The organism is Amycolatopsis silviterrae, assembly GCF_042684085.1.
GTDB classification, from domain to species: Bacteria; Actinomycetota; Actinomycetes; order Mycobacteriales; family Pseudonocardiaceae; genus Amycolatopsis; species Amycolatopsis silviterrae.
The window spans coordinates 173,310-196,267 of sequence record NZ_JBHUKS010000005.1 but is presented as its reverse complement, the minus strand read 5'-3'; the positions used below and the strand labels follow the sequence as shown (position 1 = coordinate 196,267).

Sequence of the window (22,958 nt, the reverse complement as noted above, 5' to 3'; positions counted from 1 at the left end):
GCCCATATGACCGTTCCTTCACGGACGACGATCCTGGTCCCGACGCCTGCGGCGGGGCTCGGCAAGGGCCCGCGCCGACCCGTTCGGCCTGGGCGGACGCACGTCGAAACGCATCCATCGCGCCGCCTTAGGTTCCTGGCATTGGGAATCTCAGGGGGCCCCTCACGGACTTGAAGAAGCGGGCGTGCGGCCGGTCGTCGCTGTCCGGATCGCCCCGGTTTGCGTCGCACCCCGGTTTTGTCGGTGCGGGAAGGTAGCGTTCCGGTCCGTGGACGTTCGGGAACGCATTCAGGAACTCGCCGATCAGGTCGTGGCACTGCGCGACGCGTACTACCGGGGTTCGCCCTCGGTGGCGGACGCGGAGTACGACGCGATCGAGGACGAGCTGCGCGGGCTGGTCGAGGCGAACCCGGAGCTGGCTCCGGACCCGAACCCGCTGGAGCAGGTGGGCGGGCCGGCGGTGCTGCACGCGCCGATCCGGCATTCGCGGCCGATGCTGTCGCTGGAGAAGGCGACGCGGCCGGAGCAGGTCGAGGCGTTCTTCGCGCGGTTCCCCGGCCAGCCGGTGGTGGTGATGCCGAAGCTCGACGGGCTGTCGCTGGCCCTGGTGTACGAGGACGGCCGCCTGGCCAGGGCGGTCACCCGCGGCGACGGCACCACCGGGGACGACGTGACGATGCTGGTCCGGGCGCTCGCGGACGGGATTCCGCACCAGGTCGGCGCGCCGGGCCGGGTCGAGGTGCGCGGCGAGGCGGTGATGCTGCGCTCGACGTTCGCCGCCTACAACACCGCGCACCCGGACAAACCGCTGATCAACCCGCGCAACGCGGCGGCGGGCACGCTGCGCGCGAAAGACCCGGCCGCGGTCGCCGAGCGGCGGCTGCGGTTTTTCGCCTTCGACCTGGACACCGAGCCCGGCAGCGCGGAAACCGACCTCGGCAGCGGCCTGCTGGCGCTCGGGTTCACCGCGGCGGACATGCGCCGCTGCGAGGACGCCGAGACCGCGCAGGCGGTGATCACCGCCATCGAACAGCAGCGCAACGACCTGGACTACGACATCGACGGCGCCGTCCTGCGGCTCGCCGACCGCGGCGCGTACGCCGCCGCGGGCACCCGGTCGAGTTCGCCGCGCGGGGCGCTGGCGTACAAGTTCGCCGCCGAGGAGAAGACGACCGTGCTGTCCGATGTGGTCTGGGACGTCGGCAAGACCGGCAAGATCGCGCCGGTCGCGTGGCTGGAGCCGGTGTTCGTGGGCGGCACCACGGTCACCCGCGCGACGCTGGCCAACCAGGAGGTCATCCGCGCCCGCGGCATCAAGATCGGCGACACCGTGCTGGTGCGCCGGGCGGGCGACGTGATCCCGTTCGTCGCCGGCGTGCTGGACGAGTCGAAACGCACCGGGGCGGAGCGGGAGATCGTGCCGCCGTCCACGTGCCCGTCGTGCGAACAGCCGCTCACCGAACAGGGCAACAGCCGGGAACTGTTCTGCACCAACGTGTCCTGCCCGGCCCAGACCGTGCGGCGGCTGATCCACTGGGCGTCCCGCGCGGCCGCGGACATCGACGCGATCGGCGGCGTGTGGATCGAACGGCTCGCCGAGGCCGGGATCCTGGAACACCCGTCGGACTTCTACCTGCTCACCAAGGAACGCCTGCTGGAATTCGACCGCATCGGCGAGGTCTCCGCGACGCGGATGATCGACTCGATCGACGCCAGCCGCCGGGTGGGCCTGCGCCGCGCGCTGATCGGGCTCGCGATCCCGATGGCGTCGGAAGGCACCGCCGCCCGCCTGTGCCGCGCCGGTTTCGGTTCCCTGGAAGCGGTCCTGGACGCGGGCGAGGACGGTCTCGTCGCGGTGGAGGACATCGGCCCGAAGGTGGCCGCCTCGCTGGTCGAACACCTCACCCGGCTGCGCCCGGAACTGGAGCGCCTGCGGGAACGCGGGGTGTCCCTGGACGTCCTTGAGGAAGACCTCCCTCCCGCGGTCGTGGCCGGCGCCCCGCTGGAGGGCAAGACGGTGGTGGTCACCGGCGCGATCAGCGACCCGCGCTCCGGGGAGAAGGTGCCGCGCCCCACGTTCCAGCGCCTGTGCGAAACCGCGGGCGCGACCACCGCGTCATCGGTCTCGGCGAGCACCGACCTGCTGATCACCGGGGCCGACGTCGGCGCGAGCAAGCTCACGAAGGCCGAGAAATTCGGCGTCGAGGTCGTTGACCAGGGGGTGATCTGGGAGCAGCTGATCGCGGCCGGGGTGGTCTGAACCCGCCTGGGCTCCGGTTCGGGGCAGCCGGGTTCGCTTGCCTGCCGCGACGAACCGGCGCCCACGGTGCGGCCGTCGGCAGGACCGGACGTCGCGCGGCCGGACAGCGGCGACGGGGCCGGGCCGGGCTGGCGCGGCGGGATGGCCGCGGATCTCTTGCGCCGCAAAGGGGAGTGCGCGGAGTGCCGGTGCCAATGCGGCAACGAGCGGGACTCGCGTCGGCAACCCGTGCCCGGCCCTGCCGACGTGGCCGCGTTCCTTGCCACGTCAGGCAATCCTCAGCCATCGCGAATTCGCGCTAGCGCGGCAGCTGTCGGTGGAGGCATACCGGCACGGTGAGCCTGCAGCCGTCAGCGAGGGCGTGCCAGCAGGGCGAACCCGCCGCCGTCAGCGAAGGCGCACCATCGCGGCACCCCGCCTCATTCCCTCCCCCAATGCCGGGGACTTGAGCCGGGTGACTCAGCCTTCTGACCGTCCATAAAGGACGCCCGCCCTGTCGAAGTGCCCGATTGATGCCTGCATGACCATATTCGAAGGTCTGTGAAGGACTCCTTGAGGGAATCTGATTCCCTCAAGGAGTCCCTCACGGACGACACACCCAGCTCCTGCGTCCAGTGTCGGCCCCGGTGCAAGCAGGCCCGGTCCGCCAGCCGCTTCGGCCTGGGCAGACGAGCCTCAGCCGCACCCATGGCACCGCCTTAGGTCCCTGGCATTGACGCTGTCCCCTCCACCGCGAAATACCCCTCCGCCGCCTCCAACCGCCGCGCCGGGACGCCCAACCGCCGGGCCTCCGCCAGCGTGTCCCGGCAAACCTCCCGAGGCTCGCGGGCGTCCGGATCCGAATGCGCCGCGAAGCTCGTCCGCGCGGGCGGGTAATGGGCCAGCAGCCAGGCCATCACCGGAGCCGTCAGCCACGTCGGCGCGCGGAACGGCAGCAGCGCGCCCCGATGCCGCCGCAGGTCGACGCCCCGGGCTTCCAGCAGCGGCAGAAGCTCCCGCCCCGCCAGCAACGCCTCCCGCAAGTCCCGCCGGGACCCGGCCAGCGAACTCAGCGACCCCACCCGCACCCCCTGCGAGTGCATCCCCGCGTCCGAAACGAAATGCACCCACAGCCAGCCCCGGAAGTCCGGCCGTTCCCGGACCCGGAACCCGGCGTCGCGAAACACCCGGCGGACCGCCAGCCCGCGTGAGCCCGGGGGCTCGCCGAGCGTGCCGAACACGGCGCGCGGCATCAGCATCCCGCGCAGGACCCCGTCCTCGCCGAAGCCGCCGCCCCCTTGCGGGAAGCCCCAGGCGACCTGGTCGACGGGCAGGTCCCCGATCGCGGCCAGTGGTTCGGACCAGATGTTGCCGAAGACCAGCACCGTCGCGTTGCCGATCCGCGGTGCCAGGAAAGCCGCAGCCTCCGCGAGCCGGTAGTGCTGCACGCTCAGCACGATCAGGTCGAAGCCGTGGTCCGCGTCCAGTTCCTCGCGGTAGCGCACCGGCCAGTCCTCGACCACTCGCCGCCCCCGCGCCCGCAGGTCGCGGAGGTCGAGGCTGATCGAGTCCCCGTACGCGGCCGCGCGGCCGGGCCGGACGTAGAACTCCACCTCGTGCCCGGCCCGGGCCAAGGCCCAGCCGTACACCGCGGCGATCGTGCCGCGGCCGAACATCAGGATTCTCATGCCGCACCTCGTGGGATACCCTAGAACTGGAGATCGTCTCCACTTGCCAAAATATGGAGACAATCTCCAGTTGTCAACGAGAGGCCCCGCATGACCGGAAAACCCCTGCGCGCCGACGCCCGGCGCAACCGTGACGCCCTGGTGGCCAAGGCTCGGGAACTCTTCGCCGCCGGCGAGTTCTTCGCCCTGCGCTTCGACGATTTCGCCACCCTGGCCGGCGTGGGCACCGGCACGCTGTACCGCCATTTCCCCACCCGCGAGGTGCTCGCGGAGGCGGTCTACCACGGGGAAGTCGCGACCTTGTGTGACCGCGCCCGCCAAGCGCTGGCCACCCTGCCCGCCGAAGAAGCGCTGGCCGCCTTCCTGCGCGGCATGATCGATTACCTCGACGCCCACCAAGGTCTCGCCCGAACGCTGGCCACGCTCATGGCCGCCCGATCGGACGCGCTCGCCGAGGGCAGCCAGGCCTTGGAGGAGGCGGTCACCGACCTGGTCTCCGCGGCGGCGAAGGCCGGGGCTATCCGCGACGACGTCGGCGCAGGGACTGTCCTGATGGCCTTGCACGGCATCGGCGCGGCCCACGACCGCCCCGGCTGGCGCGCCGAAGCGGACGGCGTCGTCACCCTCCTGCTGGACGGATTGCGACACCGCTAGGGAAGTTCACGCATAATTCCGCGCCGCCGCGCGCGGCACAGTACGATTCCGCCCAGAATCGACCATCCCTGGGGGAAACGCCATGAAACGCATCGCCGTCAGTCTCGTCGTGTCCGCGGTCGCCGTCCTCGGCGGTGCGGGCATCGCGAACGCAGCGGGATACCCGACGTCGGACTTCGGCGGCAGCATCAGCGGCGGCCGCACCGGCGGGACGCTGACCTGGTACAACCGCGCGGTCGGCGTCTCGGGCTTCGTCCGCGACGACGCCACCGCCGGCAGCACCACCGTCATCTTCGAGTTCCGCCAGGCCAGCACGCTCTTCGACGTCCAGACGCGCACCGCCTCCGACGACCAGAAAACCTTCGGCTGGACCGAACCCGGCCCGTCCGGCGGCTTCAGCAAGGTGGACATCTACCTGAGCCGCAACGGGAGCAAGGACCTCGTGGCCTCGGTGCCGCGCAAGGCCTGACTCACCGTCGGCGGAAGCCGTCCAGGACATTGGCGACCAGCTGCGAGACGTTGTTCCGGTACTCGTCGTGCGACAGGCTGCCCAGGAACGCGATTGACCCCGCCGAGAACACCGCGCCGCCCGAGGGGTGTTCCACCAGCACCAGATCCGCCCGGACGGCGGGGTTGCCCGGTCCGCTCAGCCCCGCGCGGATCTCCAGGACGTCCTCCACCGCCTGGTGGTAGTTCTCGTCGTGCGGCTGGGACGTCGCGAGCACCGCGGTGTGCGGCGGGCTGCCCAGCGCGGAGTCGAACCGGTCCAGTTCGTCGCCGCTCGCGCCGCCCATCACCAGGCCGAAATCGCCGAGCACGTCGTCGTCGATGCCCTCGAACACCCACGCCCAGCGCGGCTCGCGGGACTCGGCGGTGCGCACGTAGCCGCGGCCGCGTTCGCTCCAGCCGTGCGCAGCCATGCCGATGCCGGTCAGCGCGTTGGGGGAGCGGCCGCGCTCGCGCCACAGGCCGCCCGGTTCGCCGGTGCTCGCGTGGTGTCCCTCGCCGGGCGCGGCTTCCCAGCTGCGCACGCCACGCGACCGGCGCACCTCGATGACCGATGACCGCTGCGAGGTCACCCAGTAGAACCCGTTGCCGCCCAAGTACATCAGGCATCGCCCCGCGCGGACGTGCCCGTGCAGCGCGTCGAGCATCGCCGTGCTGTGGTACTCGGGATGCGATCCGGTGAGCACCACCTGATACCCCTCCAGCGCCGCCGCGCCCTCGGCGTGCAGGTCGTGGTCGGTGAGCACGTCGAACTCGACGCCGGAGTGTTCGAGCCAGTCCGCGAGATAGAGATCCGCGCCGAAATGCCGTGGCGCGTCGTAATGCCAGTGCCGGTAGTCCGGGCGCAGGGTGAGGATCGGCCGCAGCCCCGTCGAATGGCAGATGCCGGAGCCGTCGCGGTGCCGGTCGTAGAGGCTCTTGCCGAAGCCGGGGTGCGCCCGGAGCGCGACGTCCAGCGGATCGGCCATCACGGCCGGATCGCCGGTCTGCTCGTTGGCGTAGGCGAGATAAGTGAACGTCGGCAACAGAAACGCGACGTCGGCCCGTGCGCCGGTCGCGCGGACAGCGAACGGGATGTGGTCGGTATGCCCGGCGCAGCGCAGCCGGACCGCGTAGATCCCGCTGCGCAAATCCGGCGGGAGGGAAAGGTGCGCGCCGGCCGTCCAGCCCGCGTCGGCCAGGTCGTCCTCGTGGAAATGGACCGCTCCGTACTGCTCAGGCGCCGTCCGCCAGTCGAGCGTCTCGCCGGTCCAGCCGGGACCGGTCATCGCGCGGGCGGGCGCGTTCACCAGCCGCCCGTGCCGTTCGCGGCCGGACACGTCGACCGCCCGGTCACCGGTCATCTCCCGCTCGAATGTCCAAGCCGCTAGCACCAGACCGGTCCCGTCGCGGACCTCCGGACGTTCGAGTTTCCCGTTGTAGCAACCGGAAGGACGGGTGGTCACGGCGGCCGCGACCACGCCGGAAGCGCCGGCGAGATCGACCCCGGGCCCGGTCGCGTGCGCCGGTTCCTCCTCGCCGGGCACCGGGTCGAGCGCGACAGCGGTGAGCGCGACGCCGTCCGGGCCCGCCTCGGCGGTGAGCTGGTACCACCGGCGTTCCCGCAGCGGCCGGTCGAGCATCGTGCCGTTGCTGAGGCACGGGCGGCCAGTTTCGTCCAGCGCGAGGGAAAATACCGCCGAACCGTCCACTGTGGTCAGACTGAGCACGCCTTGCACGGCCCCCGAGACGGGCAGGGTCGGCCAGGCGAGCACCGAAAACCGGACGGCGGCGGTCCCGGACGGCACCACCGTCTCGGCGTGCAGGAACGATCCGGGGTAGATCGGCTGCTCGCCGCCGGGCGCGGTGACCGGCGGGACCGCGCTGACGTCCTCGCTGCGGAAACCCGGCCCTTCCGGCGAGGTGTCGCCGTGGATCAGCCGGACCAGGTCGGCGGTCACTGGCCCGGTCGAGGTGAACCGGCATGCGATCTCGTCGCCCGGCCGGAAGGAAAACCGGTCCAGGTAACCGAAAACGCTCATGCGACGGCCTTGCGCCCGGCCCACCGCGACGCCGCCAGCGCGAGCACGCCGAGGACGGCGATGGTGAGCGGGACCGCCGCCGAGGCGGAAGCCGCCGCGACCCAGCCGATCAGCAGCGGATGCGTGACACTGCCCGCCATCTCGGCCACCAGCAGCATCGCGTTCGCCTGCCGGACGGCGGTGAGCAGCGTCGCCAGCCACGCGATCACGGTCGGAAACACCGCCGCGAGCGCGAATCCGGCGACCACATAGGCGTACGGCGCGGCGACCGCCCACATCGCCGCGGCGGTCGCGACCGTGGCGGCGAGCAAGCACCACCCGACGATCCGCCGGGGCCCGCGCGCGAACAGCGGGACGACGAACCGTCCGGCCGTAATGCCCAGCCAGTACAGCGAAACCCACTGCGCGGCCGAGGCCGGCGTGAGCCCGGTCCAGGTCAGATGCGTTGCCGCCCAGGCCCCGATCCCGGTCTCCAGCCCGGCGTAACAGAACGCGAGCACCAGAAACGGCGTCAGCACCGCGAACGCCGGTTTTCCTTCCCCTGCCTCGGATTCGCGCACCGCGCACTGGCAAGCGGGGAAGGACAGCAGCGCGAGCAGGCCGATGCCGAGGAACACCGTGAGCACGTCCGGTACGAGCCCGACCACGAACGGACCCGCGACCGCGCCGATGCCGAACGTCGCGTTCACCAGGTTGAGCATGAGCACCGCCCGATGCCCGGACCCGCGCGCGAAAGCGGTGTTCACGTGCAGCACCGCGCCGCCGTAACCGCAGCCCGCCACGGTCACCGAGACCAGCAGCACCGGCCACGACGGCGCGAGCCCGGCCCCCGCGCATCCCACGGCGAACAGCCCGATCATGACCCCGAGTTCCGCGCGGGCGGTGACCGACCGTTTGTTCACCCCGCAGCCGACGATCGCCAGCAGCGCACCCGCGTTGTACAGGCTGACGAGCACGCCGCCCGAATCGCCCGCCCGCGCGAACCGCTCGGTGACGGCGGGCAACGCCGCGCCGAGCCCCGCCGTCGCCGCGCCGAGCGCCAGGAACAGCGGAAACGCAGCCACCAGACCGAGCCGGGTGCCGCGCCCTTGCCGGACCTCTACGGTGGTCACGGCTTGAAGCCAACCGCGGCCAGGTCCGGCACCGTGTGCTGGACGTCCAGCTGACCGACCGTGCCCAGCACTCCGACCACCTGCATGCCGCCCGCCCGCGCGGCCGCGATCCCGGCGGGCGCGTCCTCGAACACCACGCAGTCCTGCGGCTGGACCCCAAGACCGGCCGCGGCGGCGAGATACCCCTCCGGATCCGGCTTGCTCTTGCGCACGTCGTCGGCGCTGACGAGGACGCCAGGCACCGGCAGGTTCGTGACCCGCAACCGAGCCCGCGCGACCCGGTCGTTCCCCGACGTCACCACCGCCCACGCCGACTCCGCCATCGCGTCGAGCGCCGCGCGGGCTCCCGGCCGGGCCGTGATGCCGTCGACGTCGTGCACCTCCCGTTCCTCCATGCGCCGCGCCTCCCGTTCGGCATCGAGATCGGGCGCCACGAGCCGGACCAGGTCGAGATTGCCGCGCCCGTGCGACAGTTCCACGACCCGGTCCGGTTCGAGCCCCCTCCCGGCCGCCCACTCCCGCAGCTGCCGGACGATCGTCGGCATCGAGTCCACGAGCACGCCGTCGAGGTCGAACAGCACGGCGCGGCAGGACAGGACCGCGCCGTCCGGCAGGGTCAGGGCGATGGGCATCAGTACTCCAAACACTCCGAACGAGGGAAAACGCGGTCAGCGGGCGAAGAACTCCCGCACCCCGTCGCAGACGAGGTCGATCTGGTCGGCGGTCATCGACGGGAACAGCGGCAGGCACAGCGTGGTGCCCGCGAGGTCCTCGGCCACCGGGAAATCGCCCCGCCGGTGCCCGAGCGACGCGAACGCCTCCTGCAGGTGGATCGGATGCGGATAGCGGACCACCGCGTCGACGCCGGAGCTCCGCAGGTGCGCGACCAGCTCGTCCCGCCGCTCGGTGCGCAGCTGGAACAGGTGGTACACATGCTCTCCCGGGCCCGCACCGTCCTGAAAGGACACTGGAAGCGCGGCGAGCCGCTCGCGGTACTCGGCCGCGATCGCGACCCGCTGCTGGGTCCAGCCCTCCAGCCGGGGGAGCTTGTGCCCGAGCACGAGCGCTTGCACCGTGTCCAGCCGCGAGTTGAAGCCGACCACCTGGTGCTCGTTCTGCTTGTCCTGCCCGAAATGCCGCAGCCTTCGCAACTCCGCCGCGACCTGGTCGTCGCCGAGCGAAATCGCCCCGGCATCACCCGCCGCGGCAAGGTTTTTCGACGGTGCGAAGCTCCAGCACCCAGCGTCGCTCGTCGTCCCCACCCGCGCTCCGCCGGAGTACGCGCCGACCGCCTGCGCGCAGTCCTCCAGCACGAGCAAGTCGTGTCGCTTCGCGAGCCGGTGCACCGCGGCCATGTCGACCGACTGCCCGAACAGGTGGACCACGATGATCGCCCGCGTGCGCGGAGTGACCGCCGCTTCGGCCTGTTCGAGGTCCAGCAGGTAATTGTCGGGACGGCAGTCGGCGAGCACCGGCGTCGCACCGACGCGCACCACCGCTTGTGCGCTCGCGTGGAACGTGTTGGCCACGGTGATCACCTCGTCGCCGGGGCCGACGCCGAGCGCGTGCAGCGCGAGAATCAGCGCGTCCGTCCCGGAATTCACCCCGACCGCGTGCCGCGCGCCGAGGTAGCCCGCGAACGCGCGCTCGAACCGGTCCACCGCCGCGCCGAGCACGTAATCGCCGCGCAGCAGCGTTTCCCGGAGCGCGGGCAGGAGATCCTCGTCCAGATCGGGCAGCTGGCCGGGGTAGTCGTAGCGGCCGACCCGGTACTCGGCCATGTCACTCCCGCCCTTCGTGCTCGGCCTCGATGCGCCCGTCGCCGCGCCCGTAGTCGTCGGAAAGCCGGATGACGTCGTCCAGCTCCGGCGTCGAGACCTCGACCAGGGTGATGTCCGTGGCCGCTTCGATCCGGTGCACGGCGAGCGGCCGCACGTGCACGATGTCGCCCGGGACCAGCGGCCGGGTCGCGAGTTCCTCGCCCGCGCGGTCGGCGTAGCGCAGCAGCCCTTCGCCGCGCAGGATGAGGTTCGCCTCCTCCTTCCACTGGTGGTACTGCAGGCTGGTGCGCTCGCCGGCCTTGAGGTGGATGACCTTGAAGCCGAACGGCGCGCCCTCGGCGACGAGCCACCGCTCCTCGCCCCAGCCCTTGCGCACGACCTTCGTCCCGTTCAGCGACGTGATCGTGAGGCCGTCGGTGGCGTGCTCCGGACCGCTGGCGCCAGCCGCCGGGAAGATTTCGTTCAGGTAGTCGCTCGAAACAGTCATGCCGTGCGGACGCTTTCTGCGAGAACGGGTTCGGGAGCGGTGTCGTGCGCGGTGTGCGTGAGGTAGTGCAGCTGGGCGGCGTAGATCGCGGCGCGCAGCCGGGCGTCGAGGTCGGGGGCCTTGCTGGCGATCCGGTCCTTGAGTTCGCGGAACTCGCCGGTCGCGAACACGTAGTGCCCGGCGATGACGGCACGCTCGTGATCGGTCGCGGTGGTGCCGGGCTTCAGCCATTTCCGCCACGAGCCCGAATCGTGGGCCAGCCGCAGGAATTCGTCGCGTTCGGCGGCGAGGCCCAGCTCGTCGAGCAGCGCCAGCAACGCCCGGGTCTCCACGACGCCGAACTCCGGCGCGACGTTGACCGCCGCCACCCCGCGTTGCATGAGCCGCCGCAGCGACTCCGCCGGCAGGTAGTCGGCGTTGTGCGCCTTGAGGGAACTGCCGACCTCCGCGCAGACCCGGGCCAGCTGCGCGACCGCGAAGCCCACCGCGGACGGCGCGGTGAGCAGCGCGCCGGTGTTCTCCGTTTCCAGCACCTTCGTCCCGGTCTGGGCGACGACGAACGCGGGCGCCGGCAGTCCGTCCGCGGCGAGCCGCGAGCACACCTCGGTGACCTGGTTGCGGAACTCGGCCGGGTCGTTCGTGTCGACGCCTTGGTCCTCGAACCCGATCTCGAACCGCACCTCGCGGCCGAGTTCGCGGGCCGCCTCGTGGCATTCGCCGTACAGCTTCACCAACCGGCCGACGGCCCGGTCGAGCGCGGCGGTGCCGTCGAGGTCGAGGCAGGTGTCGATGTGCAGCAGGTCGAATCCGGCCTCGATGTCCGCGCGGAACGACGCGAGACTGGCGGCCATCGCCCGCTCTTCGGAGTAGCCGCCGGCGCGTTCGGCCGGATGCTGCCACGGCCCGCCGTGGTCGCGGCACAGCAGCAGGAGCCCGGCTTCGTCGCGGCCGCGCACGTACTCGGCGAACTCGGCGGTGCTCCAGCCCTCGACGTACCCGCCGCCCAGCTCGGCGGACTCGATCTGCCTCCGGCTGGGGATGAGCATGATCCGGCGGCCGCGGTCCCGCGCCAGCTCGATCGCGGCGTCCACGGCGTTCTTCGACATCGGCCCGACGCCGAGGGACGGCATCCGGGTGGGTCCGTTGATGGTCATCTGACCTTCTCTCATGCCTGAACCAGCTGACGTTTTCGCTGGTCGCGAGCACGCCGATGGGCTTGCGACGCGGCTTGGCGAGGAGCCGGCGGCGAGTCCGCCCCCGGCGGGGCACTGGCCGGGTCCGTCACAACCAGTTATGTTCGCCCGGTGAACAAATTAGTGGTTCAGACCACGACGGCATACCCCCAACCGAGCGAGAGCGCCGCCGCGCGGCTGCTCCACCTGGTCCATCTGACCGGCAGCGTGGCGCGCGCGGAGGCGACCGCCCAGCTGGGCCTGCCGCGCAGCACCGCCGCCGAAGCGGTCGCGGAACTGGTCGAACTGGGACTGATCGCCCAGGGACCGCCCGAACGCCAGGCCGGCGCGCCGCGCGGGCGGCCGTCCCCGCAGCTGTATCCGGACCCGGCGGGGCCGGTCGTCGTCGCGGCGCGCCTGGACTCGAGCGAGGCCGAACTGGCGGTGGTCGGGTTAGGAGGTTCGGTGGGGCAGCGGCGGCGGGTTCCGTTGCCTGCTTACGGAAGCGATCCGCGTCAGACCCTGACGGTGCTGGCCGGGTTGATGCGGGAGGCTGCCGCCGGGAGCGGGCGGGCCTGTGCGGGGGCGGCGGTGGGGTTGGCCGGGATGGTGCGGGCTACTGACGGGCTGGTCCATTCGGCCCTGCATCTGGACTGGGAATCTGTTCCTGCGGCCGAGATTCTCGCGGCTGAGTTGCCGGGAGTGCCGCGGGTCGAGGTGGGGAAGGACGCGTCGTTCGCGGCGCTTGCGGAGCATTACCGGGGAGCTGGGCGGGGGGCCCGGACGTTGTTGACGTTGACGTGCGAGCACATCGGGATCGGGGGAGCAGTGCTGCAGGGCGGGGTTCCGTTTACCGGGGCGGGGAGCGCGGTGGAGGCGGGGCACGTCGTGGTCGATCCGACGGGAACGGCGTGTCCTTGCGGGATGCGGGGGTGTCTGGAGGTTTCCGCGGACGGGCGGGCTCTCCTGGGCGGAACGCCCAGTGAGCCGGGGGATCCTGCTGAGGTCGCGGAGCTGCTTCGCCGTGCTGAGGAGGGTGAGCGGTCGGCGGGGGGTCGGATTGGTGCTGCGGCGGCTAATTTGGGGCGGGCGTTGGCTAGTTTGGCGAATCTGTTCGATCCGGATTGTGTCGTGCTGAGCGGGTTGCTGGGGGAGTACTTGCGGATTGCTCCGGAGCGGGTCCACGGGGAGTTGCGGGCTTCGGTGGTGGCGCGGACACAGAGCCCGAAGGTGGTGGCGGGGAGCGTCGCGAGCCCGGTGCTGATCGGGGCGGCGGAGCAGGCGTTTGGGCGGCTGTTGGCTGAACCGCGGTTGTTGCGGGGTGCAATGCCAGGGACTTAAGGCGGCGTTGCGGGCGCGGCTGACGCGTGTCCGCCCAGGTCGAGGCGGCTGGCGGACCGGGTTGGCTTGCGTCCGGGCCGGCCCGGACAGCGGGCGCTGGGCGTGTCGTCCGTGAGGGGACCCCTGAGGGAATCAGAGTCCCTCAGGGGTCCCCTCACGGACTTGAAGAAACGGGCATCCCGGTGTTAGTTGGGCATTTCGCTGGCATGGGCGTCCTTTATGGACAGTCAGCGGGCTGTGTTTTTGGCGTCGGCTTCGCCGCCGCGGGCGGGATCGCCTTTAGTCGGCGTCTGACCGAGTGGTGTGCTGGGCCCGGGGGGGCCGGGCACACCACTCGGTCAGACGCCGACGCGATCCCGCGCTGTGGTCGGGTTAGCTGGCCGCGCGTTGGGAGGGTGGCTGCCAGGCTTGCATTAGGTCGGCGTAGTCGGGGGTGGTGAGGAGGTCGTCGTGCGTTCCCTGCAGGGTGTGGCGTCCGTCCATGAGGAGCACGCGGTTGGCCCTGATTGCCGACGAGAGACGGTGGGCGATCACGATCAAGGTGCCGCCTCGGGTGGCGAAGGCGTTTTCTGCGTGGGCTTCGGCGGCTGGGTCCAGGGCGGAGGTCGCCTCGTCCAGCACGATCACTCCGGCGGGGGCGGCGTAAGCCCTGGCCAGGGACAGGAGCTGGGCCTCTCCGGCGGAGAGACCGGCGGCGCCGTGGGTCAGTTCGGCGTCTAGTCCGCCTAGGCGGGCCAGTAGCGGGGCGGCGCCTACCGCGTTGGCGGCTGCGGTGAGGTGGTGGTCGGGGGCTTCGGGGTGGAACAGGGACAGGTTTTCGCGGACGGTTCCGGCGAAGACGTAAGCCTCTTGCGGGACTAGCACTACGTGGCGGGGGCGGTCGGCCACTTCGCTTACTCGGACGCCGCCCAGGCGGACTTCGCCGTACTGCGGGGTCAGCAGTCCGGTGAGCAGGCTGGCCAGGGTGGACTTTCCGATGCCGCTCGGGCCGACTACGGCCAGGTGTTCGCCAGGGCGCAGGTCGAGGTTGAGGTCGCGGACGACTGGTTCCGGTGCCGCGCCCCAGCGGAACGTCAGGCCGCGTACGGCTAGTCCTAGTCCGGCTGGGCTTTCGGTTGCCGGACGGTCGTCGGGCGGGGCGGTGGTTTCCGCCAGGCGGCGCAGGGCGACTAGCAGGCGCAGCACGACCGTGGACGCGGTGGAAGCGAGCCCGCGCAAGGTGGGTTGCAGGGTGGTGGCCAGATAGACGAGCGCGCCCAGTGCGGCACCGGCGGTCAGTTCGCCGCGAGCGACCATCGACGGGGCGAGGGCGAGCGCGAGCACCAGCGGGACGAACCCGCCGAGCGACACGATCAGCGACCGCAGCGCTCCCGAACGGGCCACTCGGATCGCGGCGGACGCTTGGCGGTCCACTGCTCGGTCGGCGGCCAGGGCGGCGAGCGGTTCGGCTCCGCAGGCGACGACGTCTCGCATGCCGGCGAAGATCGAGCCGGTGGTCGCGGCGGTGCCTTCGTCGGCGAGGGTGAGCGCGCGCTGCCGCCGGGCGAGTGACGGCAGCAGCGCGGCGAATCCGGCCAGCGCGAGCACCACCGGCACGACGACCGGCAGCGCGAGCGAACCCGCGACGGTGAGCAGCCCCGCGATCGCCGCGACCGTGGTGACGAGCATGGCGCGCGCCTGCACCAGGAGCCCGCCGGTGGCGTCGCGGACGACTTCGACGTGCTGGGTGATCCGGGCGACGCCGCTCGCGTCCGGACCGCTCCGCGGCGGCGCGGGATCGTGCAGCACCCCGCGGACGACCGCGGTCACCAGTGCGTCGCGCAACGGCTCGACGACCTTCCCCAACTGCCGCCACACCAGCCGGGACCCGAACGCCCCGGCGAGCGCGGCGACGCCGAACACGCCGAGCCAGAACAGGCCGACGCCGGGCCGTCCGACGGAGAATCCGCTGGTGACGGCCAGTTCGACGAGCCGTCCGGAGAAGAAGGCGGGCAGTCCTTCGAGGACGGAGCAGGCCAGCAGGACCAGCCCGCCGCGCCACTGCCCGGCGAGGGCGTTCCGGTAGAGACGGCCGACGCTCACGTCTCCTCCGTGAACACGGCGCGATACCCCGGCAGCTGCCACAGCCGCGCGTGCGGCCCGACCGCCCGGACCTGCCCCGCCGCCAGCCACACCACGACGTCCGCCCGCGCGGCCATCGCGGCCCGGTGCGTGACGACCACCCGCGTCCGGCGGCCCAGCTGCGCCGTCACCGCGCGTTCGGTGACCGTGTCGAGGCTCGCGGTCGCGTCGTCGAGCAGAAGCACCCGGGGATTGCGCGCCAGCGCGCGAGCGAGCCCGACCCGGGCCCTTTCCCCGCCGGACAACGGAGTCTCGGCGAGCGGCGTGTCGTAACCGTGCGGCAGCCGCACGAGGATGTCGTGAATCCGTGCGGTGCGACAAGCCGCGTCGACCGCCGGGACGCTCGCCCAAGAACCGTAGGCGACCGCGTCGGCGACGGTCCCGCCCAGCAGCGCGGGCTCGGCGGGGGCGTATCCGACGACAGCCCGAAGCTCATCGGGGCGCAGGACGGCGAGATCGCGACCGTCCAAAAAGGCCTGTCCGGCATCGGGGCGGCGCAGCCCGGCGAGCAGACTGACCACAGTGGACTTCCCGGACCCGGAACTGCCTACCAGAGCGGCGAAATACCCGCCGGGAATGGTGAGGTCGACGTCGGCGAGCGCGCCGTGCACCGTCGCGCCGCGAAGCTCCAGCGTGCCGTTTCCGGGCAACAGGCTCAGCGCGCCGCGCGGCGGTGGCTCGGTGTCGAGGACCTCGGTGATCCGGTGCGCCGCCGAACGGGCCCGGGAAAGCGTGGTGAGCAACGGGATTTGCGTGACCAGCCCGAGGCCGAGCGCGACGTAGCCGAGGGCGGCGAGGACGTCGCCAGCGCTGAGCCGTCCGGCCAGCACGCCGAAACCGGCGGCGGCGAGCGTGAGGATTTCCACCGTCGGGAGCAGGAGACCAGCTCGCCACACCATTCGCGCCTGCGTGCGCCACATGCCCTGGCCGGCGAGGTTCAGCCGGGGCAGCGGGCGCAGCACCCGGGCGGCCTCGGCGTCGGCGGTGCCGGACGCGGCGATGGTCCGCAGGCCGGTGACGGCGTCGAGCAGCCGCGCGGACAGTTCCCCGGAAACCCGTTGGTAGGCAAGCACATCCTCCGCGGTGCCGCGCAGGTGCGACCGCGCCAGCAGCAAGGCGAACGGCAGGCTGCCCAGGAACACCAGCGCGAGCCGCCAGTCCAGCAGCGCGAGCAGGACCACCGCGCCCACGGACAGGAACCCGGTCGCGACCAGCCGCACCAGGACCGCGGCGACCCCGCCCGCCGCCGTGCAGTCGCCGGCCACCCGGCTCACCGCGTCGCCGGCGGAGAACGGCGAGCCGGTGCCCAGCGCGAGCAGCCGGTCGGTGACCCCGCGGCGCAGCCACGCGCTCGCGTCGCTGGTCAGCCGGGCGGGCAGGATGATGAGGACGGCGTCGGCGGCGATCGCCGCCGCGCCCACGGCGAGCAGCCACAGCACCGCGGCCGTGCTGCTCCGGCCGCCGAGCACCGCGTCGGTGGCGGCGGCGAGCGCGCCGGGGAGCAGCAGCCCGGCTCCGGAGGAGACCAGCGACGTCGCGATCAGCGCGGCCAGCCGGGGCCGGTCCAGCAGGACAGCCGACCTCAGCAGGCGGTCCGCGGATCCGGCCATGGCGCGTCCTCCTGGTGGTTGCCCGTGTCGTGGTTGCCCGTGTCGCCGCGACCGGCGCCGGGCGGCGGGGCAGAATGAACGGGGCGGGAACGGCGCACTTGGCCTGCGCCGTTCCCGCCCTCGCCCGCGGTCAGTAGCAGAGAAGCAGGCTGAGCGTGCTGTCCCCGCACCAAGCGCTGTAGTGGCTGTGGCCGTGGTGGTCGAGTCCCTGGCCCTCGAGGGCTTCGGGGGCCTCGAGCGCCTGCAGCTCCAGGACGTTTTCCATGGGTGTTCCCTTCTCTCGGGGTCCGCCGGCGCTCATCGGCCGGAGGTGTGCGGGGACGGTGCGGGGCCCAGGAAGGGCAGCGGTTCCGCGCCGTCCAGCAGCGCGGCGAGCGTGCGGAGGACCCCCGCGCCGCCGGTGCTGACGTCGGTCGACAGGCGAAGCAGCTGATTGCCGGGGAAGGCCAGCCCGCCGTGGTACGGGACGCCGTGCCAGGACAGCCGGGCCAGGTGCAGGTCGACGGCCTCCCGGGCGTCTCGGTCCGGCTCGGGGGCGAAGGCCAGCGCGGCGGCCAGCCCGCACCGGCCGTACAGCAGGCCGGGATGGATCACGAACTCGCCGCGGCAGGCCGCGCGCAGTCCGGGCAGGCTCCGGGCCGCCGCCGAGTCCGGGAGATGCCGCGCGAGCTGTTCGGCGACCATCAGGATTCCGGCGCTGCCGATCGCGACGTAGGGAAGCGTGCGCAGGGTGCCGTCGCGGACCTGCAGCGATCCGTCGGGCGCCGGAACGCATTCCTCCAGGTCACGGCCAACGGCTCGCTCGGCGAGGGCCAGCCAGGACGGCTCGCCGGTGTGCTCGTGGAGGCGGAGGAACAGCAGCGCCGGCCCGGACCATCCGTTCATCAGCCCGGCCCTGGCGAAGCGGCCCGGCGGCTCGGCGGTGTCCAGCGCGGCCGCCAGCCGGACCGCGGTGTCGCGGGCCTGGCGGGCGAATGCAAGGTCGCCGCGGGTGTTCGCGAAGTGCAGGCGGGTGAGGCCGATCCCGGCGAGCCCGCTTTCCAGGCCGTGGTCGACCGTCTGCTCGACCAGCGCCCGCGACGCGCCGAGCAGCTCGTCCGCCTCATCGGAGTAGCCGAATTCCTCCAGCACGTACGCGATGCCGTGGCTGCCGTCGAAGAAGCCGGGCCGCGCGGGCGGCTGCCGGCGTGCCGCGGCCAGCAGCCACTGTTCGTATTCGGGATAACGGCCCGCTCCGGCGATGTGCAGCGAATGCAGCACGCCCGCGGCGCCTACACCGAAACCTGCGCCGCCGGAGCGGAACTGTTCGATGTCGCCGGGGAACAGCCGGTCGGTGCGGTCCGGGGTCGCGCTCGCGAGGATGGCTTCCGCGATCTGCTTGCGCACCAACGTCCAGTCGGGCCGTTGCTCGTCCAGCGCGGTGTGCGTCGCCGCCGGCGGGGTGCCGCGCGGGGCGAGCACGGCGACCACGCGATCGGCGTACCCGTCGGGCAGGCGGAACCGCCGCTCGGCGAAGTCCGCGATCCCGCGCAGCTTTCCCGGCGCGAGTTCCAGCAGCATCACCAGCGGCAGGAAGAGCCACAGCCGCAGCGCGGCCAGCGCGTGCTCGTCGATCTCGAACCCGTGCCGGTCGGCGGGCGCGCGGAAGCCCGGGGCGCCGAGGCCCGGCCGCCCGCCGGAATCCGCCTCGACGGCCAGCTCGAAATCGATCAGCGAGACCCGGTCGTGCTCGTCCACCAGGATGTTCTTCCCGTGCAGGTCGCCGTAGACGAGCCCGTGCCGGTGGATGTCGGCGACGATGCGCTCGACCTGCGCCAGCACCGCCAGCGCGCGGTCGCGGTAGGCGGTGAGACCGGCTTCGGTGCGAGACCCGCTGGTGAGCGGGTAATGCCGGGCGAGCCAGCTGCTCAGCGCGATGCCGGGCAGATGCTCCATCGCCAGGTAATGGTGCTCCCACACGGTGAACTGCTCGTACACCCTCGGGACGCCGGGGACGTCCGCCAGCCGTTCGAGCACCTCGCGCTCGCGGTTCAGCCGGGCGACCGCGTCGGCGCCGTCGCGGTCGAGCCCGGCGTGTGGCCGCGCCTCCTTGAGCACCAGCGTTTTCTGGCCGGCCCCTCGTTCGGCCAGATAGACGCCGCCGCCGTTGGAGAAATGCAAGGAACCGGCGACCCGGTACGGGAATCGGGCTCCGTTCTTGCGCGCGGCCACGCTGCCGGAAAGGCAGTCCGGAATCGGCACCCAGTCCGGCACCGAAAAGGAGGGTTCCCGCCGGTCCGGCACGAGCGTGCCGTCCGGGCGGCGGATCGCGAGCACCCGCGTCCCGGCGTGTTCGGTCCACTGTTCGGCGAATCCGCCGTACCGGACGTAAAGCGGTCCTTCGCGGTACCGGAGATCGCTCAGAATATAAGCGCCGGACTCGCCTTCCAGCTCGGCGGAAAGGTCGTTCAGTATCCGGGCGAGGCTCTCGTCGGAGTCCGGGTAAATCGTCACGAGCTTGCCGCTGCCCTCGCGCGGCGCGTATTTCGAATTCCGGCTCACCAGGATCGCGCGGGAACGCAGGTGCTTGTACGCGACCCGGTGGTCCACACAGTACTGATGCACCGCGGCCAGCACGCGCGCGGCGTTGTCCAGGCCCGCGGAGACGTGGATTTTCCAGCCCTGTGCGGGAAGCCGGTGCCCGGCCGGGCGCAGCGAACGCCAGATCCCGCGCGCCTCGACCGTCCATCCGGGTCCCGGCCGGGACAGCCCCGCGGCCAGGTCGCCTGCCGCGCCCGGGGTTTCCCGCGGTTCGTCGAAGAACAGCGGATCGGCGAAGCAAAAAGCCTCGTACCGGACGTCCATGAAAACGAACCCTTCCCTTTCCTGGGAAAAACCGGGCGACTCCGATGTCGGACGGTGACACCATTCCCGCACGAGGGGGGTGCCCCGGCCAATCCGCCAACCCGGGGGTTCGCCGCGCCTCGTCAGGGTGACAACGGCCGCGCAGGGATACGGGAACGAGGACAGCGCGTGAGTCGGCCCTACCCGATCGGGGTGTAACGATCTCGGGTTTCCGGTCGGCCCCCCAGGTCGGCGCGGAAAGGGCCGGGGAAATTGGCGGAAGGCCATCAACCCGTTCCGGTGAGCCGCCGTCGACTCGTCGTCCGGCACGGACCCGGACCCGGCTGGTCCGTTCGGGGCGGCGCCGCGCATTCGCGTCGCTACCGTGGCGGATTCGTTACCGGAGAACGCCTCTCGTGCTCCCCGGCGGTCGGTCCGTGAAGGGCTCCATAAGGGAATCAGATTCCCTCAAGGAGTCCTTCACGGAACGCGGCCCAGGGTCCCGCGCGGCGAGGCGAAACCTCGGCCCTCGCGAGCTTGCTTGTCCGTGAAGGGGCCCCTCACGGACGCTGATTCCCGGAAGGGGCCCTTCACGGACCGCGGCAGGGCGCCGGGCGGTCAGCTGGCGAGGGTTTTCCCGCCGCACACCAGGCTTTCCAGCAGTTCCACCGCGCGCCGGGCGGCGGGGTGCGCCGCGATCGGCTTCTTCACCGCGAGGCTGAGGTGCCGGACCGGCGCGGGGGCGGCGATCGGGACGGTCGCGAGGCCCTCGGGCAGGTCGCCGATGCCAAGCTCTGGCACCACGGTCAGCCCGATTCCCGTTGCCACGAAAGACATCGCGGTCCGGTAGTCGTGCGTCTCGACCACGAAGCCCGGCGAGAACCCGGCCTGCGTGCAGGCGTTGAGGAGCACCTGCCGGCACGGTCCGTCGCGCAGGTCGTTGTCGACCCAGTGCCGTTCGGCGAGCGCGGCCAGCGGCACCTCCGCCAGCGCGGCGAGCGGGTCGTCGCGGCGGACGACCACCAGGTACGGGTCCTCGGCCAGCCGGTGCACGACGACCGTCCCGGGATGCTCGGCCCCGGTCTCCTCGACGAAGATGTCGATGTCCGGGTCGCCGGGCGTGAACTCGGTCAGCATCAGGTCCAGCCGCAGCCCGGGGAACTCGGCGCGCAGCGCGGCGACCGTCGGGGCCAGCCACGTCGATCCGGCCGAGCCGAAGTAGCCGATCGACAGCCGCCCGACGCGTCCGGCGCGCAGTTCGCTGACCACCTGCTCGACCCGGCTCGACGCCTCGAACAGCGCCTCGGCCTCGGCGGCGAGCGTGCGTCCAGCCTCGGTCGCCTCGATGCCTCGGCCGGACCGTTCGAACAGCTGCAGCCCGGTCTCCCGTTGCAGCGTGGTGATCTGCTGGCTCACTGCGGACGGCGTGTAGCCGAGCGCGGCGGCACTCGCGCGGATCGACCCTGACGCGACGACTGCGCGCAGAACGCGGAGCCGGGGGATGTCCAGCATGCCCGCGACTGTACAGCCGGTCTTAACGGATGTACAGAACTAATCGCTTGTGCTGTACGGTGGGGCGAGGTGACGATGGTCAGGTGACCGATCTCGTGGAAACCGTCCAGCCCGCCCAAAAGACCGACTTCGGCAAGATCGCGGCGGCCGCCGGGCTCGCCGTGGTGCTGTGGGCCTCGTCGTTCGTCGCCATCCGCAGCGTCGGGCACGCGCTGTCCCCGGCGCCGCTCGCGCTGCTGCGGCTCGCCGTCGCGGCCGTCACGCTCACCGTGCTCGTCGTCGCCAAGGGCGCGCTCCGGGTCCGGTTGTCGCGCAAGGCGTTCCTGCTGGTCGCGGCGTACGCCGTGCTGTGGCTGGCCGCCTACACCGTCGTTCTTAACGCGGGGGAGCGGCACGTCGACGCGGGCACGGCGGCGTTGCTGGTGAACCTCGCGCCGCTGATGGTCGCCGTCGCGGCAGGCAAGTTCCTCGGCGAGGGCTTCTCGCGCTCGCTCGTCGTCGGCTCGCTCGTCGCGCTGGGCGGGGCCGCGCTGATCGCGACCGGAGCCACCGGAAGCAATGACTGGGCGGGCGTCCTCCTGTGCATACTGGCCGCCGTGCTCTACGCCGCCGGGGTCATGGTCCAGAAGATCACGCTGCGCCACGTCGACGGACTGACCGCGATCTGGCTGGGCTGCGTCGTCGGCACCGTCGTGTTGTTGCCGTGGACGCCGCAGCTGGTGGGCGAACTGCAGGTGGCGCCGGCGGGAGCGGTGCTCGGCAGTGTCTACTTGGGAGTGTTCCCCACGGCGATCGGCTTCACCGCGTGGGCGTACGCCCTGCGCCGCACGGACGCCGGACGGCTGACCATGGTGACCTACGCCGTTCCGGCGGTGGCAGTGCTGCTGTCCTGGCTGCTGCTCGCGGAAACCCCGACCGCGTACGGACTCGTCGGCGGTGCGCTGTGCCTCGCGGGAGTCGCGATCTCGCGCCGGCGCTGACGGTTTTTGTCGGTGTCCCGGCCTAGCATGCGGAGCATGACACGGTATGTCGACGAGGACCTGCGCGGCGCCGAGTTCCGCGAGTGCGATCTGACCGGGGCGCGCCTGATCGGAGTCGTCATGCAGGACGCGGTGATCGACGGCCTCGTCACCAACCTCGTGGTGAACGGGGTCGAGGTCGCCGGGTACGTCGAGGCGGAACTGGACCGGCGGCATCCGGTGCGGGCGCTGATCCGCTCCGAGGACGTTGCGGATCTGCGCGAGGCCTCACGGCGGCTCAATGCCGACTGGGCCGCCACGATCGAGCGGATCCGCCGTACGCCCGGCATCGAGCGGCGCAGCGTGAACGACGAATGGTCGGCGGTGCAGACGCTGCGCCACCTGGTCTTTGTGCACGATTCGTGGTTCCGCCGCTGCTGCCTGGGCTCGACGGAGCTGTTCACGCCGATGGGTATCGGGCCGAACGTCGGGCCCTATCGTGAAGCGCACGGGCTCGACCTCTCGCTCGATCCGGCCCTGGACGAGATCGTGCGCGTGCGTGAAAATCAGGCCGCCGACCTGGAGGACTGGTTCGCTGAGGTGACGGCCGAGCAGTTTGCCGCGCCAGCGCCGGTGCCCGAGGACGACGCCTGGCCGCCGTATGCCCGGGGCCGCTTAGTGCGGCAGTGCGTCCGCACGGTGCTCAGCGAGACCTTCGAGCATCACGGCTTCTGCGTTCGCGATCTCGACCTGATCGAGGCTCGGGACGGTGGATAGGCGAGCAATGCCAGGGATTTAAGCTGCGGGGGCGCACGCCTGCTGGACCATCCACAAAGGACGCCAGAACCGCCGGATTGCCCGATTGATGCCTGTATGGCTATCTCTGAAGGTCCGTGAGGGGAACCCTGAGGGAATCAGAGTCCGTCAGGGT

General features: G+C 71.8%; 18 protein-coding genes. 6 read left to right on the top strand and 12 right to left on the bottom strand.

What is annotated here, in order from left to right:
- Positions 1-268 precede the first annotated feature (268 nt).
- Positions 269-2,260, top strand: a complete 1,992-nt coding sequence (ligA, locus tag ACFSVL_RS09090; RefSeq protein WP_378302359.1) for an NAD-dependent DNA ligase LigA — start codon at positions 269-271, stop codon at positions 2,258-2,260.
- 698 nt (positions 2,261-2,958) lie between these two features.
- Here ligA and ACFSVL_RS09085 read toward each other — a convergent pair.
- The gene (locus ACFSVL_RS09085; RefSeq protein WP_378302358.1) at positions 2,959-3,927 is read right to left on the bottom strand and encodes a ketopantoate reductase family protein; all 969 of its coding nucleotides are present in this window, start codon (positions 3,925-3,927) and stop codon (positions 2,959-2,961) included.
- A 90-nt stretch (positions 3,928-4,017) separates the two neighbouring features.
- On the opposite strand from ACFSVL_RS09085, the gene ACFSVL_RS09080 reads away from it, so the two are divergent.
- Positions 4,018-4,581 carry a TetR/AcrR family transcriptional regulator gene (locus ACFSVL_RS09080; protein ID WP_378302356.1) on the top strand — a complete coding sequence of 188 codons (564 nt, stop codon included), beginning with the start codon at positions 4,018-4,020 and terminating at the stop codon, positions 4,579-4,581.
- 82 nt (positions 4,582-4,663) lie between these two features.
- Entirely contained in the window at positions 4,664-5,050 is a 387-nt protein-coding gene (locus tag ACFSVL_RS09075; protein WP_378302354.1) for a hypothetical protein, read from the top strand.
- Position 5,051: 1 nt separating this feature from the next.
- On the opposite strand, the gene ACFSVL_RS09070 is transcribed toward ACFSVL_RS09075, so the two are convergent.
- Genes ACFSVL_RS09070 through ACFSVL_RS09045 form a run of 6 tightly spaced genes read right to left on the bottom strand, consistent with a single transcriptional unit; the run spans position 5,052 to position 11,643 of the window.
- On the bottom strand, positions 5,052-7,109 hold the full coding sequence (locus tag ACFSVL_RS09070; RefSeq protein WP_378302352.1) for a N,N-dimethylformamidase beta subunit family domain-containing protein: 2,058 nt from the start codon (positions 7,107-7,109) through the stop codon (positions 5,052-5,054).
- Complete coding sequence (locus ACFSVL_RS09065; RefSeq protein WP_378302350.1) at positions 7,106-8,221, bottom strand: MFS transporter; 1,116 nt, start codon at positions 8,219-8,221, stop codon at positions 7,106-7,108. Before ACFSVL_RS09065 ends, ACFSVL_RS09070 begins: the two co-directional genes overlap by 4 nt.
- Complete coding sequence (locus tag ACFSVL_RS09060) at positions 8,218-8,853, bottom strand: HAD-IA family hydrolase (RefSeq protein WP_378302348.1); 636 nt, start codon at positions 8,851-8,853, stop codon at positions 8,218-8,220. Before ACFSVL_RS09060 ends, ACFSVL_RS09065 begins: the two co-directional genes overlap by 4 nt.
- Before the next feature lie 36 nt (positions 8,854-8,889).
- Positions 8,890-10,002 carry a DegT/DnrJ/EryC1/StrS family aminotransferase gene (locus ACFSVL_RS09055; RefSeq protein ID WP_378302346.1) on the bottom strand — a complete coding sequence of 371 codons (1,113 nt, stop codon included), beginning with the start codon at positions 10,000-10,002 and terminating at the stop codon, positions 8,890-8,892.
- A 1-nt stretch (position 10,003) separates the two neighbouring features.
- Positions 10,004-10,489 carry a cupin domain-containing protein gene (locus tag ACFSVL_RS09050; RefSeq protein WP_378302344.1) on the bottom strand — a complete coding sequence of 162 codons (486 nt, stop codon included), beginning with the start codon at positions 10,487-10,489 and terminating at the stop codon, positions 10,004-10,006.
- Entirely contained in the window at positions 10,486-11,643 is a 1,158-nt protein-coding gene (locus tag ACFSVL_RS09045; RefSeq protein WP_378302342.1) for a tagatose-6-phosphate kinase, read from the bottom strand. Before ACFSVL_RS09045 ends, ACFSVL_RS09050 begins: the two co-directional genes overlap by 4 nt.
- 150 nt (positions 11,644-11,793) lie before the next feature.
- Here ACFSVL_RS09045 and ACFSVL_RS09040 point away from each other — a divergent pair, with 150 nt between their 5' ends.
- Positions 11,794-13,002 (top strand): ROK family protein, encoded by a 1,209-nt coding sequence (locus tag ACFSVL_RS09040; RefSeq protein WP_378302340.1) that lies wholly within the window; start codon positions 11,794-11,796, stop codon positions 13,000-13,002.
- Positions 13,003-13,374: 372 nt separating this feature from the next.
- Here the strand turns inward: ACFSVL_RS09040 and ACFSVL_RS09035 are convergent, their stop codons facing one another.
- The 5 genes from ACFSVL_RS09035 to ACFSVL_RS09015 all read right to left on the bottom strand — a co-directional run bounded on the left by ACFSVL_RS09035 (position 13,375) and on the right by ACFSVL_RS09015 (position 21,068).
- Positions 13,375-15,084: an ATP-binding cassette domain-containing protein gene (locus tag ACFSVL_RS09035; protein ID WP_378302338.1), complete on the bottom strand. Its 1,710-nt coding sequence runs from the start codon at positions 15,082-15,084 to the stop codon at positions 13,375-13,377.
- Positions 15,081-16,733: an ABC transporter ATP-binding protein gene (locus tag ACFSVL_RS09030; RefSeq protein WP_378302336.1), complete on the bottom strand. Its 1,653-nt coding sequence runs from the start codon at positions 16,731-16,733 to the stop codon at positions 15,081-15,083. Before ACFSVL_RS09030 ends, ACFSVL_RS09035 begins: the two co-directional genes overlap by 4 nt.
- Before the next feature lie 130 nt (positions 16,734-16,863).
- Positions 16,864-16,998 carry a class III lanthipeptide gene (locus ACFSVL_RS09025; protein ID WP_182894993.1) on the bottom strand — a complete coding sequence of 45 codons (135 nt, stop codon included), beginning with the start codon at positions 16,996-16,998 and terminating at the stop codon, positions 16,864-16,866.
- A gap of 32 nt (positions 16,999-17,030) precedes the next feature.
- Positions 17,031-19,577 carry a class III lanthionine synthetase LanKC gene (gene lanKC, locus ACFSVL_RS09020; RefSeq protein ID WP_378302334.1) on the bottom strand — a complete coding sequence of 849 codons (2,547 nt, stop codon included), beginning with the start codon at positions 19,575-19,577 and terminating at the stop codon, positions 17,031-17,033.
- 597 nt (positions 19,578-20,174) lie between these two features.
- Complete coding sequence (locus ACFSVL_RS09015) at positions 20,175-21,068, bottom strand: LysR family transcriptional regulator (protein WP_378302332.1); 894 nt, start codon at positions 21,066-21,068, stop codon at positions 20,175-20,177.
- A gap of 83 nt (positions 21,069-21,151) precedes the next feature.
- Here ACFSVL_RS09015 and ACFSVL_RS09010 point away from each other — a divergent pair, with 83 nt between their 5' ends.
- A complete protein-coding gene (locus ACFSVL_RS09010; RefSeq protein WP_378302330.1) occupies positions 21,152-22,048 on the top strand; it encodes a DMT family transporter in 897 nt (298 codons plus the stop codon).
- Positions 22,049-22,084: 36 nt separating this feature from the next.
- Positions 22,085-22,804, top strand: coding sequence for a DinB family protein (locus tag ACFSVL_RS09005; RefSeq protein ID WP_378302328.1), 720 nt, complete (start codon positions 22,085-22,087; stop codon positions 22,802-22,804).
- Positions 22,805-22,958: the final 154 nt, after the last annotated feature.

What these genes read in the sequence shown, in the direction of transcription:
- ACFSVL_RS09025 (WP_182894993.1), bottom strand. Translation starts at nt 16,998, where the DNA reads ATGGAAAACGTCCTGGAGCTGCAGGCGCTCGAGGCCCCCGAAGCCCTC.
- lanKC (WP_378302334.1), bottom strand. Translation starts at nt 19,577, where the DNA reads ATGGACGTCCGGTACGAGGCTTTTTGCTTCGCCGATCCGCTGTTCTTC.
- ACFSVL_RS09045 (WP_378302342.1), bottom strand. Translation starts at nt 11,643, where the DNA reads ATGACCATCAACGGACCCACCCGGATGCCGTCCCTCGGCGTCGGGCCG.
- ACFSVL_RS09085 (WP_378302358.1), bottom strand. Translation starts at nt 3,927, where the DNA reads ATGAGAATCCTGATGTTCGGCCGCGGCACGATCGCCGCGGTGTACGGC.
- ACFSVL_RS09015 (WP_378302332.1), bottom strand. Translation starts at nt 21,068, where the DNA reads ATGCTGGACATCCCCCGGCTCCGCGTTCTGCGCGCAGTCGTCGCGTCA.
- ACFSVL_RS09030 (WP_378302336.1), bottom strand. Translation starts at nt 16,733, where the DNA reads ATGGCCGGATCCGCGGACCGCCTGCTGAGGTCGGCTGTCCTGCTGGAC.
- ACFSVL_RS09055 (WP_378302346.1), bottom strand. Translation starts at nt 10,002, where the DNA reads ATGGCCGAGTACCGGGTCGGCCGCTACGACTACCCCGGCCAGCTGCCC.
- ACFSVL_RS09050 (WP_378302344.1), bottom strand. Translation starts at nt 10,489, where the DNA reads ATGACTGTTTCGAGCGACTACCTGAACGAAATCTTCCCGGCGGCTGGC.
- ACFSVL_RS09005 (WP_378302328.1), top strand. Translation starts at nt 22,085, where the DNA reads ATGACACGGTATGTCGACGAGGACCTGCGCGGCGCCGAGTTCCGCGAG.
- ACFSVL_RS09070 (WP_378302352.1), bottom strand. Translation starts at nt 7,109, where the DNA reads ATGAGCGTTTTCGGTTACCTGGACCGGTTTTCCTTCCGGCCGGGCGAC.
- ACFSVL_RS09080 (WP_378302356.1), top strand. Translation starts at nt 4,018, where the DNA reads ATGACCGGAAAACCCCTGCGCGCCGACGCCCGGCGCAACCGTGACGCC.
- ACFSVL_RS09075 (WP_378302354.1), top strand. Translation starts at nt 4,664, where the DNA reads ATGAAACGCATCGCCGTCAGTCTCGTCGTGTCCGCGGTCGCCGTCCTC.
- ACFSVL_RS09060 (WP_378302348.1), bottom strand. Translation starts at nt 8,853, where the DNA reads ATGCCCATCGCCCTGACCCTGCCGGACGGCGCGGTCCTGTCCTGCCGC.